Source organism: Klebsiella sp. S69, from assembly GCF_016516145.1.
In the GTDB taxonomy this organism is placed as follows: domain Bacteria; phylum Pseudomonadota; class Gammaproteobacteria; order Enterobacterales; family Enterobacteriaceae; genus Klebsiella; species Klebsiella oxytoca.
On the sequence record NZ_JACVUU010000026.1, the window covers coordinates 1 to 12,651 of the forward strand.

11 protein-coding genes and 1 riboswitch are annotated in these 12,651 nt (G+C 54.6%); of the genes, 3 read left to right on the top strand and 8 right to left on the bottom strand.

Annotation, left to right across the window (positions count from 1 at the left end):
- Window positions 1-133: 133 nt before the first annotated feature.
- Window positions 134-988, bottom strand: coding sequence for a glutamate racemase (murI, locus tag IAE27_RS22880; RefSeq protein WP_004107591.1), 855 nt, complete (start codon window positions 986-988; stop codon window positions 134-136).
- Window positions 933-2,789, bottom strand: a complete 1,857-nt coding sequence (gene btuB / locus IAE27_RS22885) for a TonB-dependent vitamin B12 receptor BtuB (protein WP_154022748.1) — start codon at window positions 2,787-2,789, stop codon at window positions 933-935. The genes murI and btuB overlap by 56 nt, the downstream gene beginning before the upstream one ends.
- A 65-nt stretch (window positions 2,790-2,854) precedes the next feature.
- A riboswitch (cobalamin riboswitch) is annotated at window positions 2,855-3,037 on the bottom strand.
- A gap of 116 nt (window positions 3,038-3,153) precedes the next feature.
- On the opposite strand from btuB, the gene trmA reads away from it, so the two are divergent.
- The gene (trmA, locus tag IAE27_RS22890; RefSeq protein WP_154022747.1) at window positions 3,154-4,254 is read left to right on the top strand and encodes a tRNA (uridine(54)-C5)-methyltransferase TrmA; all 1,101 of its coding nucleotides are present in this window, start codon (window positions 3,154-3,156) and stop codon (window positions 4,252-4,254) included.
- Between the two features lie 46 nt (window positions 4,255-4,300).
- Here trmA and IAE27_RS22895 read toward each other — a convergent pair whose 3' ends face one another.
- Both IAE27_RS22895 and fabR read right to left on the bottom strand, forming a co-directional pair.
- The gene (locus IAE27_RS22895; protein WP_004107583.1) at window positions 4,301-4,660 is read right to left on the bottom strand and encodes a YijD family membrane protein; all 360 of its coding nucleotides are present in this window, start codon (window positions 4,658-4,660) and stop codon (window positions 4,301-4,303) included.
- A 15-nt stretch (window positions 4,661-4,675) separates the two neighbouring features.
- A complete protein-coding gene (fabR, locus tag IAE27_RS22900; RefSeq protein WP_004107582.1) occupies window positions 4,676-5,311 on the bottom strand; it encodes an HTH-type transcriptional repressor FabR in 636 nt (211 codons plus the stop codon).
- A 196-nt stretch (window positions 5,312-5,507) separates the two neighbouring features.
- Here fabR and sthA point away from each other — a divergent pair, with 196 nt between their 5' ends.
- Window positions 5,508-6,908: a Si-specific NAD(P)(+) transhydrogenase gene (gene sthA, locus IAE27_RS22905; protein WP_004116922.1), complete on the top strand. Its 1,401-nt coding sequence runs from the start codon at window positions 5,508-5,510 to the stop codon at window positions 6,906-6,908.
- On the opposite strand, the gene oxyR is transcribed toward sthA, so the two are convergent.
- The 4 genes from oxyR to argC form a co-directional block, all read right to left on the bottom strand.
- Window positions 6,891-7,808 carry a DNA-binding transcriptional regulator OxyR gene (oxyR, locus tag IAE27_RS22910; RefSeq protein WP_004107578.1) on the bottom strand — a complete coding sequence of 306 codons (918 nt, stop codon included), beginning with the start codon at window positions 7,806-7,808 and terminating at the stop codon, window positions 6,891-6,893. The genes sthA and oxyR overlap by 18 nt on opposite strands.
- A 267-nt stretch (window positions 7,809-8,075) precedes the next feature.
- Window positions 8,076-9,449: an argininosuccinate lyase gene (gene argH / locus IAE27_RS22915; RefSeq protein ID WP_004116920.1), complete on the bottom strand. Its 1,374-nt coding sequence runs from the start codon at window positions 9,447-9,449 to the stop codon at window positions 8,076-8,078.
- A 77-nt stretch (window positions 9,450-9,526) separates the two neighbouring features.
- Window positions 9,527-10,303 (bottom strand): acetylglutamate kinase, encoded by a 777-nt coding sequence (gene argB / locus IAE27_RS22920; RefSeq protein WP_094298910.1) that lies wholly within the window; start codon window positions 10,301-10,303, stop codon window positions 9,527-9,529.
- Window positions 10,304-10,309: 6 nt separating this feature from the next.
- Window positions 10,310-11,314, bottom strand: coding sequence for an N-acetyl-gamma-glutamyl-phosphate reductase (gene argC, locus IAE27_RS22925; protein ID WP_004116918.1), 1,005 nt, complete (start codon window positions 11,312-11,314; stop codon window positions 10,310-10,312).
- A 184-nt stretch (window positions 11,315-11,498) separates the two neighbouring features.
- Here argC and argE point away from each other — a divergent pair, with 184 nt between their 5' ends.
- Complete coding sequence (gene argE / locus IAE27_RS22930; protein WP_154022746.1) at window positions 11,499-12,650, top strand: acetylornithine deacetylase; 1,152 nt, start codon at window positions 11,499-11,501, stop codon at window positions 12,648-12,650.
- Window position 12,651: the final 1 nt, after the last annotated feature.

The following is a 12,651-nucleotide window of genomic DNA, read 5'->3' on the forward strand; positions in this document are numbered from 1 at the left end:
GCTGAATCCCGCTGACCCGGCGGGCTGTAAGCCGTTGTTCCGTGTCAGTGGAGGCGCATTATAGGGAGTTCTGAGACGTTGACAAGCCCTGTTTGCAAAAAATCTTTCAACCGTCTCTTTTTTGTGCAAAACGCTATGAAAGCGGTAGTTTTTCCAGCGATTCGAAGCCGTAACGCTGCAAAACGCTCAAAAGCTGTTCAGTTTCAGCCGTTAACGCCATACAGTACGCAATATTGGCATCACCCGATTTTGCATCAGGCGCTTCATGCTCTAATAGCCAGGCGGTTCGACGCGCAATCGCCGCCCCGGAGTCGATCATTCTTGTCCCTTCCGGCAGAACCTGCTGCAGCTCCTCTTGTAATAGAGGGAAATGCGTACAGCCCAACACAACCGTATCAGGCGGCTCCTGCATTCGCAGCCAGGGACGCAGAATACGTCGCAGCTCATCCAGCGGAACCGGCTCGCCGTGCAGCTTGGCTTCTGCCAGCTCAACCAGCTCTGCCGATCCCAGCATTTCGATTTTGCATTCATTCGCAAAACGAGCAATCAGTTCGCGCGTATAAGGACGTTTTACCGTCCCGCGCGTCGCCAGCAGACCAACAACGCCATTCGCCGTTAATCTTGCCGCGGGTTTTATCGCAGGAACCACGCCGACAACCGGAAACGCAAATTTGTCGCGCAAGGCGGGGAGGGAAACGGTACTTGCGGTATTACAGGCAATGACGGCCAGCGCCAGGGGGTAACGCTGCTGAACCGCAGTGACAATCTCCAGAACGCGTTCAACAATAAACTCTTCGCTTTTCTCGCCGTAGGGGAAAGCAACGTTGTCGAAAGCGTAGATATAATGCAGATTCGGCAAAAGCTGCCGAATCTCATTGTAAACCGACAGCCCACCGACGCCGGAATCAAACACCAGCACGGTGGGACGTGGATCAGAAGGTGTAGCTGCCAGACAAGGTGTATTCCCGTCCTGCAGTTTGGTAGCCATAAACTGTCTCGTAATCTTTATCGAACAGGTTAGCTATTTTACCACGAACTGTCAGGTGTGAGGTGATTGGATATGACAATCCGATATCCCACAGGCTCACGCCGCCAAGTTTTACATCACGGTTGTTGTCGTAATCATTATCGTAGCGCTGTCCGATATACTGATACATCACGTTCCAGCCGAGATCGAAGACCTGTCCCGTCAGTTCGTATTTCACCTGCTGCTTAGCACGGCGATACAGAACTTTATCCGTTTGGTCATCACGTGGGTCAACATACTGAAGCGTCAGATGATGGTCCACCGGGCCGGTACTGAGGTTGCCGGTCCACTCCAGCCCTTTAATGATGGCAGACTTGACGTTGATATACTGATTATTGCTGTAGTCGATGAGGTTTTGAATTTCATAATGGTACGCCGACAGACGCCAGTCTAGCGGCCCCGTCAAACCCTCAATACCCGCTTCCCATTGTTTAGACTCTTCCGGTTTCAGATCCGGGTTAGCAGCAATACCTGGCCCGTAAGAGGAGGCAAAACGCGTCGCGCCATATTGCTGGCCGAGCGATGGCGCAAGGAATCCGGTGCCGTAGGAAAGCGTTGCCCGATAGCCTTCAACAAACTCCCAGCCCGCCGCCGTCTGCCAGGTACCGTGCCAGCCGAACTGCTCATCGTGATCTTCACGGCCAGATGCTTCCAGGGTCACGCTATCGAGCTGCTGCTGTCCAGTCAGATAAAGCCCGGTGGTGTCACGCTTGTAGGAATCCGACAACGTGGTACTGCTTGAGGTCAGCTTTTCCTGTTTCCAGTCAACACCGCCGCTTACCGCGCCATGCCCCACCTCAACGTTGTTACCCCATTGAATGTAACGCTGTTCCATATTATCCAGCGTCGCATCACCGGCATAGCGTCCCAGGTCATTGCTGTAGTTGTAGCTTTTAAGATGCTGATAGTTTGCGATCAGTTGAGAAGAGTAAATACCCGAGTTAAAGCGCAGCCCGATATCCCACGATTGATTGTAGTTCTGGGCTTCGTCGTTACCGCCGGCATAACCATACCCGCCCTGATCGTAATCGCTGTTCGCAGTGTAGCCATAGCCACGGAAGAAACCCGAGAAGTTATCATCAAACTTGTGCTGCACACCGCCCCAGAACAGCTTATTGCGGTAGCCATCGCGATCGCTGTCGCCGCTATAGGTGGAATCAGGCTGGATGTTAAAGCCTTTGGTAGTCTGGTAAGCGCCCGCTGCGGTCACTACCGTGTCGCCAAAGCGTTTGTTTATCGTGCCGTCATACGTCTGATAGCCATTGCTACCCATGCCCGCATTGATCTGTGAACGATCCTGGTCGGTCATCGTGATAATGTTAACCACGCCGCCAATCGCACCTGAACCATACACTGCGGAGCGCGGCCCACGAATATATTCCACGCGTTGCACCAGCGACACCGGGATCTGCCCCAAATCGATACCGTTGGAGATCCCCGCACGCGCCATCGGCACACCATCAATCAGCACCAGAACATGACGGCCTTCTGTCCCACGCACATAAAGTGAAGAGCTGTTACCCATCCCGCCATTTTGCGCGATATCCACGCCCGGCAAACGACGCATAACATCATTGAGATCTTTTGACTGCCAGCGCTGAATATCCTCATGCGTGACGACGTCGGTAGGAGCCAGTACGGTATTGACCGGTTGTTGAAAACGATTTGCTGTCACCACTAACGTATCTGAATTGCTGTCCTGCGCCCAGCCGGAAAAAGCCGTGACGGAGAGCGCCGTCATCAGCGAAGCTTTTTTAATCATTTTAAAAGCATCCGTAATATGCAAAGGATGCCGCCGGCTCTATCAATAGCACGCGATGATAGAAACCAAATGCGACGTATTCCGGCAGGTCTTCGGGCTTGGGGTGTTTAATGGATGAGGACTTCCCGCTAAATAACCGCAGTGTCTGCACTATGCGCTCATCCCACTTTTCCTTACCGCTGCGCGTCAGCTCCAGATTTGCACTGGATTCCCTATTAACTCATAGGACCGGTAACACGATGCTATAATTAGAAACATATAGATGTCCAGACTTCTACGGTGATATTTCCTGATATCATCAGGGCTGGACATCCCCAGCGCTTTCCCTACAATCCCCGCGTACTTATTTTATTCAGGATACATCATGACCCCCGAACACCTTCCTACCGAACAATATGAAGCGCAGCTGGCAGAGAAAGTCGTCCGTTTGCAGAAAATGATGGCGCCTTTCAGCGCCCCGGTTCCGGAAGTGTTTCGTTCGCCGGTCAGCCACTATCGCATGCGCGCAGAGTTCCGCCTGTGGCACGATGGCGATGACCTGTACCACATTATGTTTGATCAGCAGACCAAATCCCGTATTCGCGTCGATACCTTCCCGGCCGCCAGTGAACTCATTAATCAATTGATGACTGCCGTGATTGCCGGCGTACGCGATAACCCGGTACTGCGCCATAAACTGTTTCAGGTGGATTATCTGACCACCCTAAGCAACCAGGCGGTGATATCGCTGCTGTATCATAAAAAGCTCGACGACGAGTGGCGCCAGCAGGCGGAGCGTTTGCGCGATGCGCTGCGGGCGCAAAACCTGAATGTGCATCTGATTGGCCGCGCAACGAAGACGAAAATCGAGCTGGATCAGGATCATATTGATGAACGCTTACCGGTTGGCGGGCGTGAAATGGTCTATCGCCAGGTAGAGAATAGCTTCACCCAGCCGAACGCAGCGATGAACATCCAGATGCTGGAGTGGGCTATTGATACCACGAAAGGCGCAACCGGCGACCTGCTTGAGCTGTATTGCGGCAACGGCAACTTTTCGCTGGCGCTGGCGCGTAATTTCGATCGCGTGCTGGCAACAGAGATTGCTAAACCATCCGTCGCAGCAGCGCAATACAACATTGCCGCGAACCACATTGATAATGTGCAGATTATCCGCATGTCGGCGGAAGAGTTTACTCAAGCGATGAATGGCGTGCGGGAGTTTAATCGCCTGCAGGGCATCGATCTGAAGAGCTATCAGTGCGAGACGATTTTCGTCGATCCGCCGCGCAGCGGGCTGGATAGCGAAACGGAGAAAATGGTGCAGGCGTATCCGCGTATTCTGTATATCTCCTGCAATCCGGAGACCCTATGCCAGAACCTGGAAACGCTCAGTGATACCCACGAGGTCACGCGCCTGGCGCTGTTCGACCAGTTCCCGTATACCCACCATATGGAATGCGGCGTACTGTTAACGAAGAAGTAAAGCTGCGGCAGGAAACCCGGCAACAGCGCTGTTGCCGGGCGATAGTTTATTCAGCGATCGCGCTCTTGCGGTTGCGCACTTTGTAGCCAATCCAGAACACCATAATCACCGACAGAACCGCCGGGAAGAAGTTAGAGCCGATGTCCGGATATTCCGCGCGCACAACGGTGCTATAAACCAGCACGCCGAGAATAAAACAGGCGGCGGCAAGCCCCGGCAGACCCACGGGCATACTACGATTTTGATAGCGCTGATGCAGACAGTAAACCGTCAGCACCAGCGACAAAACAGGGAAAATGGAAAAAGGGACAATTGAACTGAATAGCGCAGCGAAGGTTCCATTAATGGATAAACCTGCGATCAGCGCCAGCAGCAGCGTGCCTCTATCTTGTACTGAGTGTTTCATTGCTCGTCCTTCACGTTATTCGGAATGATTTGAAATTTTTTCTTGTTCACGGCGATACCAATAATACGCGCCTTTCGAGATCATTCTGAGCTGCAGCACCAGGCGCTCTTCCAGCTGCCGACGCTGCTCCGGACCTACATCCAGGGCCTCGGCGCCGGCGCTAAATACGATGGTGACCATAGCTTCAGCCTGCGCTTCGGTAAAGGCGCGCGGCATATGGTTTTCGATTTCTAAATAGTCGGCAAGTTCCGCGATGAAATGCTGAATTTCACGCGCCACGGCGGCACGAAACGCCGCGGATGTACCGGAGCGTTCACGCAGCAGCAGACGGAAGGCATTCGGGTTGTTACCGATGAATTCCATAAAGGTGGAAACAGAGGTACGAATGACGCTACCCCCTTTGGCGATACGCTGCCGCGCCTGACGCATCAGCTGACGCAGCATCAGCCCGCTTTCATCCACCATGGTCAAACCCAGCTCATCGACATCGCGGAAATGGCGATAGAAGGACGTTGGGGCGATCCCGGCTTCCCGCGCCACTTCGCGCAGGCTCAAGCTGGCAAAACTTCGTTCAGCACTTAGCTGGCTAAATGCTGCTTCCACCAGCGAACGCCGGGTTTTTTCTTTTTGTTGCGCTCTTACGCCCATCACGTTGTCTGAATCCTTCCATAAGCCCTTCCGGCACTATACCAGAGATTAGAACTAATCGGTTTACACTGGATTGTGAATGATTGTTTACGAGCTGTTTCTGCTTTTATGCCGCAAAAAAGCACAACGATAATTGGGTTAAAGCGCGGCGAATGTTATCATCGTGTTTATTTTATGTATAAAACAGGTGAGTAATGCCATGTCACACTCTTGGGATTATGATGCAATTGTGATTGGTTCCGGTCCGGGCGGAGAAGGTGCCGCCATGGGGCTGGTGAAACAGGGAGCACGCGTTGCCGTCATCGAGCGCTACCATAACGTCGGCGGCGGTTGTACCCACTGGGGTACCATCCCGTCAAAAGCCCTCCGCCATGCCGTCAGCCGTATTATCGAGTTTAACCAAAACCCCCTCTACAGCGACCATTCCCGTCTTCTTCGTTCTTCCTTCGCCGACATCCTGAACCATGCCGACAGCGTCATTAACCAGCAAACCCATATGCGTCAGGGTTTCTATGAGCGCAACCACTGTGAAATCCTGCAGGGCAACGCCCATTTTGTCGATGAACACACTATCGCGCTGGAATGCCACGACGGTACCGTGGAGACGGTGACGGCGGAAAAGTTCGTCATTGCCTGCGGTTCACGCCCCTATCACCCGGCAGACGTCGACTTTCATCATCCGCGCATTTATGACAGCGACTCGATCCTCAGCCTGCATCACGAACCGCGCCATGTGATCATTTATGGCGCCGGGGTGATCGGCTGCGAATATGCGTCGATCTTCCGCGGGATGGAGGTCAAAGTGGATCTGATCAACACCCGCGATCGTCTGCTGGCGTTTCTCGATCAGGAGATGTCTGATTCGCTCTCCTATCACTTCTGGAACAGCGGCGTGGTGATTCGTCACAACGAAGAGTACGAAAAGATTGAAGGCGTTGATGACGGCGTCATCATGCATCTGAAATCCGGCAAAAAGCTCAAGGCGGACTGCCTGCTCTACGCCAACGGCCGTACCGGGAATACCGACTCTCTGGCGCTGGAAAATATCGGTCTGCAGACCGATAGCCGCGGTCAGCTAAAGGTCAACAGCATGTACCAGACCGCCCTGCCGCACATCTATGCTGTCGGCGATGTGATTGGCTATCCGAGCCTGGCCTCCGCCGCGTACGATCAGGGGCGCATTGCGGCCCAGGCGCTGGTGAAAGGCGAAGCATCTGCGCATCTGATTGAGGATATCCCTACCGGGATTTACACCATTCCGGAAATCAGCTCGGTCGGCAAAACCGAGCAGCAGCTGACGGCAATGAAGGTGCCTTATGAGGTCGGGCGCGCGCAGTTCAAGCACCTGGCGCGAGCGCAGATTGTCGGTATGAGCGTCGGTACGTTGAAGATCCTGTTTCATCGCGAAACGAAAGAGATCCTCGGCATTCATTGTTTCGGTGAGCGCGCGGCCGAAATTATTCACATCGGCCAGGCGATAATGGAGCAGAAAGGCGGCGGTAACACCATTGAGTACTTCGTTAACACCACCTTTAACTACCCGACAATGGCGGAAGCCTATCGGGTAGCCGCGTTGAATGGCTTAAACCGCCTGTTTTAACGCCGCGTCGAAATGGCCATCCATTTTACTGCGGATGGCCTCCGCCAGATGTTCATAACGGCTACGCAGCGGAGAACCCGGGCGATAAACCAGCCCAACGGTACGTCTCGGTTCCGGCTTAATGCAAGGCACATAGACCACACCATCGCGCTTTCTCTCCTGCGGCACGGCTAAGGCGGGCAAGAGGGTGATGCCGCTACCGGCAGCCACCATGTTACGCAGCGTTTCGAGACTGGTCGCGCGGAAGTGGGTGTCTTCATCGGCGCCGGCTTCAAAGCAAAAGCCCATCGCTTGATCGCGCAGGCAGTGGCCATCTTCCAGCATCAGCAGTTTTTCACCGGCCAGATCCGACATCGGCACGCACTCGCGGTTTGCCCACGGATGATCTTCATAGATAGCCAGCATCATTGGCTCATCAAACAGCGGCACCTCAATAAAAGCTTCGCTCTCTTTGACCAGCGCCAGAATTGCGCAGTCGAGCTTACCGCTATCAAGCTGGGCCAGCAGCTGATGGGTTTGCGCTTCATGCAGATACATTTCCAGCTTCGGAAAGGTCTGGTGCAGCATGGGGATAATCAGCGGCAGCAGATAAGGGCCAATGGTCGGGATCAGTCCGATATGCAATGGCCCGGACATGGTCTCTCCCTGCTGGCTCGCCATTTCTTTAAGCACTTTGACTTCGCGTAGCACGGTACGCGCTTGATCCACCAGCAGCAGCCCTGCTTGGGTGAACAGAACCTTACGGCTGGTGCGCTCCAGCAACATCACGCCGAGTTCATCCTCCAGCTTACGGATCTGCCCGCTAAGCGTAGGTTGACTGACGTGGCAAGAATCCGCCGCACGGCGGAAGTGGCGGTGTTCAGCTAGCGCTACCAGATATTCAAGATCGCGAATATTCATTATTCATCCTCCATCGCCACGATAGTCCATGGCGATAGATAGAATAGCAACGAACGATTATCCCTATCAAGGTTTCTGTTCAATAATAAACCCATAAATGAGGAAAACTGCAGAAAATCATTGAGCTTCCTCATCAGTTCTCTACCCGGATAACTAAAGCCAACGTGAACTTTTGCGGACCTTGTGTCCGCTTTTTTTTTGCATAAAAAAGCCCGGAGTTACCCGAGCTTCCTTTATTTAATGCCTTTCAGGCAGCGAACAGATAGCTCAAACCAGGCGCGATTTAGCGTCGGCAATCGCCTGAGCAACCTGCTGCGGAGAAACGCCGCCTTTAGCCGCTCGCTTATCCAGACACGACTGCAGCGAAAGAATCGGATAGACGTCATCAGCAATAACGCCGCTAAATTTTTGTAAATCGGCCAGAGGGAGATCTTCCAGCGGTTTGCCCTGGGCAATGGCTTCTACTACCGCTTCACCCACAATATGGTGCGCCTCACGGAACGGTACACCTTTAGCTACCAGATAGTCCGCCAGCTCGGTGGCATTCGCGTATCCCTGCTGCGCGGCTTCTTCACAGCGCGGGCGTTTCACCTGAATACCGTCAAGCACCAGCGCCGCCATATGCAGGCAGTCGAGCCAGGTATCAAGCGCGTCAAACAGGCCTTCTTTATCTTCCTGCATATCTTTGTTGTAGGCCAGCGGCAGCCCTTTAAGGGTCATCATCATGCCGGTCAGGGCACCCTGCACGCGGCCGCATTTACCGCGGATCAGCTCCAGCGCATCCGGGTTTTTCTTCTGCGGCATCAGGGATGAACCCGACGTCACGCGGTCAGAAAGCTCCACAAAGCCCGCTTCGCCGGTATTAAAGAAGATCAGATCTTCGGCAAAACGCGACAGGTGGACCATGCCGATTGAGGCATCGGACAGCAGTTCCAGGACGTGATCGCGATCGGACACGCTGTCCAGGCTATTGCGGGTCGCCGTTGCGAAACCCAGCCAGCCGGCAAGCTGTTCGCGATCGATTTCATAGGCGGTCCCCGCCAGCGCGCCGCAGCCCAGAGGGCTGACGTCCAGACGCTTCAGCGCATCCTGCAGGCGGCTTTCATCACGCGCCAGCATTTCGACATAGGCCAGACACCAGTGAGCGAACGTCACCGGCTGCGCGCGCTGCAGGTGAGTATAGCCCGGCATGACCGCGTCCTGATTAGCCTCCGCCGTCTCAACCAGCGCGCTTTGCAGCTGACGATTCGCCGACAGCAGCTCCACCACGGTATCTTTGCACCACAGCTTCAGGTCCGTTGCGACCTGGTCATTACGGCTGCGCCCGGTGTGCAGCTTTTTGCCCAGTTGGCCAACCTTGTCGATCAGTTTACCTTCTACCCAGCTATGAATATCTTCCGCATCGCTTTCGAGGATCTGCTGCGGATTAGCCCGTACTTCTTCCAGCAGAATGTTCAGCGCCTCTTCCAACTTCTGCTGTTCATCAGCGGTCAGTACGCCCACCGTCACCAGCGCTTTGGACCAGGCAACAGAGCCAACGATATCCTGCTCCGCCAGGCGATAGTCAAAGCGCAAAGAGTCGTTGAACTGTTTGAACCGCTGATCCGCTGCCTGAGTAAAACGCCCACCCCAAAGTGCCATAACATGCTTCCTTAATATCTTTGAATTTTATTGCCCGGCGGCGCTGCGCTTACCGGGCCGACAAAATGATAAATTGATTATGCCAGAATACGCGTGCCGATCGGCGTACCGTTAAACAGTGCAGGGAGCTGCTCTGCGTGCCGCCAGGAGGCGATATCGACCGGGCGGCCTAATGTCCGCGCCGCGTCCAGAGCCGCATTCACTTTGACGATCATTCCGTCGGTGATAATGCCCTGCTCGATCAGTTGTTCAGCTTTCCCGGCGGTCATTTCAGCAATACGCTGACCTTTGCCATCGAGAATGCCGCTCACGTCTGACAGCAGAATCAGGTCTGCGCCAAGCGTTGCCGCCAGCGCGGTCGCCGCCTGGTCGGCGTTGACGTTCATTAACTTACCGTCATCGGTAACGCCGATGGAGCTGACAACCGGCAGATAACCGCCCGCCAGCAGCGTGTTAATCAGCGCCGGAGACCCCGGCTGAGCAAATCCGACATGGCCAAGCTCTTCATCAAGCTGCGTCACTTTGACGCTATCGCCATCGCCGAGGAATAGCCCAACGGAAGCCAGGCCGTGTTTCTTCGCCCACGCCAGCAGCGTTTTATTGGCGGTTCCCGCCAGCGCGCCGGTAATAATGTCGATCTGATCCGCCGGGGTAACCCGCAGACCATTTTTCTTGTTCACCGGCAGATTGAGCTGCTTCATCAGTTCATCCACCACGCAGCCGCCGCCGTGCACAATAATTAGCGGGCGCTGGTGTGATTCACGGTAGTTCACCAGGGCAGTAAACAGGCGCTCCAGCGCTTCTTCGCTGTCCAGCAGGACGCCGCCGAGTTTGATAATTAAAGGATTCATCATCACACCTTAAATAAGAGACTGCGTCTCAGCGAAGCCGAAACGAATATTAGCGCACTGTACGGCCTGCGCGGCCGCACCTTTCAGCAGGTTATCTTCCGCCGCCACCACGATGATATGTTCATCCTGGACTGCAAAACCGATATCACAGAATGGCAGACCCACGACATTTTTCAATGCAGGGACCCCGCGATCGTATAAACGTACCAACGGTTTATCCGCATAGGCCTGCTGGAACACCGCCGCGACCTGTTCTTTACTGACGCCGGGCTTCAGACGGCAGGTAATGGTTTCCAGAATCCCACGCTTAAAATTGCCCAGATGCGGGGTAAAAATAACGTCCGCGCCCAGGTGGGTGGAGATTTCCGGGTGATGGCGGTGATTGAAAACGCCGTAGGGTTGCAGGCTGACTTCGCAGAAGCTGTTACCGAGAGAGGCTTTACGCCCGGCGCCGCTGACCCCGCTGGTCGCGTTGATCACCGGCCACTGGTTAAGATCCAGCAGTCCCGCATCGATCAGCGGTTTTAACGATAGCTGAGCCGCCGTCGGGTAGCAGCCGGGTACGGCAATCAGATTTGCCTCTTTTAGCTTTTCGACGCTCCACTCGGCCAGGCCGTAAACCGCCTGTTCAAGCAGTTCAGGGTGCTGATGAGTGAAACCATAATATTTTTCATAGAAGGCGCCGTCATTCACGCGGAACGCCCCGGAGAGATCGAACACCACGCAGCCCGCCGCGAGAAACTGCGGCGCCAGATCGTGGCTCACTTCATGGGCGGTAGCCAGAAAAACGACATCGACTCCGGCGCTAAACTCGCTGATATCAGACATCGGCTGCAGCGGCAGATCGACAATGCCTTTCAGTTGCGGATGCAAATCGGAAACTAATTTTCCCGCATCATTGCTTTGCGCGGAGACCGTCAAAGCGGTTATGGTCATATGAGGATGGCGATTTACATAGGCCACTAGCTCTGCGCCGGCATAACCGCTGGCGCCCACAATCAGCGTGTTCAACATTGGGGCTCTTCACCTTCTTGCTTACGTATATTTGCCCTGGAAGACCGTTGCCTTCCCCACCCTGTTGAGCCGTAAGCGCATCATCCTTACGTTCGATGGGTTTCCTTACGCTCAACGATAATGTATTTTTATTCACAAATAATGCATGAATATTGATACTATCACGACCCGAGGTGTGTCAACAATGAAAAACAATTTACCGCCCTTTATCGAGATTTACCGCGCGCTGATCGCCACACCTTCCATCAGCGCAACCGAAGAGGCGCTGGATCAAAGCAATGAGTCTTTAATCAATTTACTGGCGGGCTGGTTCCGTGATATCGGCTTTAATGTTGAAGTTCAGCCGGTGCCGGATACGCGTAATAAATTCAACCTGCTGGCGAGTACCGGCCACGGCGCAGGCGGCCTGCTGCTTGCCGGGCACACCGATACCGTCCCGTTTGATGATGGCCGCTGGACTCGCGATCCTTTTACCCTGACCGAGCACGACAATAAGCTATACGGCCTGGGCACTGCGGATATGAAAGGCTTCTTCGCCTTTATTCTCGATGCCCTGCGCGACGTCGATGTGGCTAAACTGAAAAAGCCGCTCTATATTCTGGCAACGGCCGATGAAGAGACCAGCATGGCCGGCGCGCGCTATTTCGCCGAAACGACCCAACTGCGGCCGGACTGCGCCATTATCGGCGAACCGACTTCGCTGCAGCCGGTACGCGCGCACAAAGGCCATATCTCTACTGCCGTTCGCGTTCAGGGGCAGTCTGGCCACTCCAGCGACCCGGCACGCGGCGTCAACGCCATTGAGCTAATGCACGATGCCATCGGCCGCATCATGCAGCTGCGCGATGACCTGAAAGAGCGTTATCACTACGCCGCATTTACCGTCCCGTATCCCACACTTAACCTTGGGGCCATTCACGGCGGCGATGCCTCCAACCGCATTTGCGCCTGTTGCGAACTGCATATGGATATTCGCCCGCTGCCCGGAATGACCCTCAACGATCTTAACGGGCTGCTGAACGAGGCGCTGGCACCGGTGAGTGAGCGTTGGCCTGGTCGCCTGACCGTTGCTGAACTGCATCCGCCGATCCCTGGCTACGAATGCCCACCGGACCATAAGCTGGTTGAGGTAATCGAAAAACTGCTCGGCGCGCAGACCGACGTGGTCAACTACTGCACCGAAGCGCCGTTTATTCAGACCCTCTGTCCGACGCTGGTATTAGGCCCGGGCTCGATTAACCAGGCCCACCAGCCGGATGAGTATCTGGAAACGCGCTTTATTAAGCCAACCCGCGAGCTCATTACCCAGGTGGTCCACCATTTCTGCTGGCATTAAA

Bases quoted from the DNA above. Each gene is read 5' to 3' on its own strand.
- argH (WP_004116920.1), bottom strand. From the start codon at position 9,449: ATGGCACTTTGGGGTGGGCGTTTTACTCAGGCAGCGGATCAGCGGTTC.
- murI (WP_004107591.1), bottom strand. From the start codon at position 988: ATGGCTACCAAACTGCAGGACGGGAATACACCTTGTCTGGCAGCTACA.
- btuB (WP_154022748.1), bottom strand. From the start codon at position 2,789: ATGATTAAAAAAGCTTCGCTGATGACGGCGCTCTCCGTCACGGCTTTT.
- sthA (WP_004116922.1), top strand. From the start codon at position 5,508: ATGTCACACTCTTGGGATTATGATGCAATTGTGATTGGTTCCGGTCCG.
- IAE27_RS22895 (WP_004107583.1), bottom strand. From the start codon at position 4,660: ATGAAACACTCAGTACAAGATAGAGGCACGCTGCTGCTGGCGCTGATC.
- argC (WP_004116918.1), bottom strand. From the start codon at position 11,314: ATGTTGAACACGCTGATTGTGGGCGCCAGCGGTTATGCCGGCGCAGAG.
- trmA (WP_154022747.1), top strand. From the start codon at position 3,154: ATGACCCCCGAACACCTTCCTACCGAACAATATGAAGCGCAGCTGGCA.
- oxyR (WP_004107578.1), bottom strand. From the start codon at position 7,808: ATGAATATTCGCGATCTTGAATATCTGGTAGCGCTAGCTGAACACCGC.
- argB (WP_094298910.1), bottom strand. From the start codon at position 10,303: ATGATGAATCCTTTAATTATCAAACTCGGCGGCGTCCTGCTGGACAGC.
- argE (WP_154022746.1), top strand. From the start codon at position 11,499: ATGAAAAACAATTTACCGCCCTTTATCGAGATTTACCGCGCGCTGATC.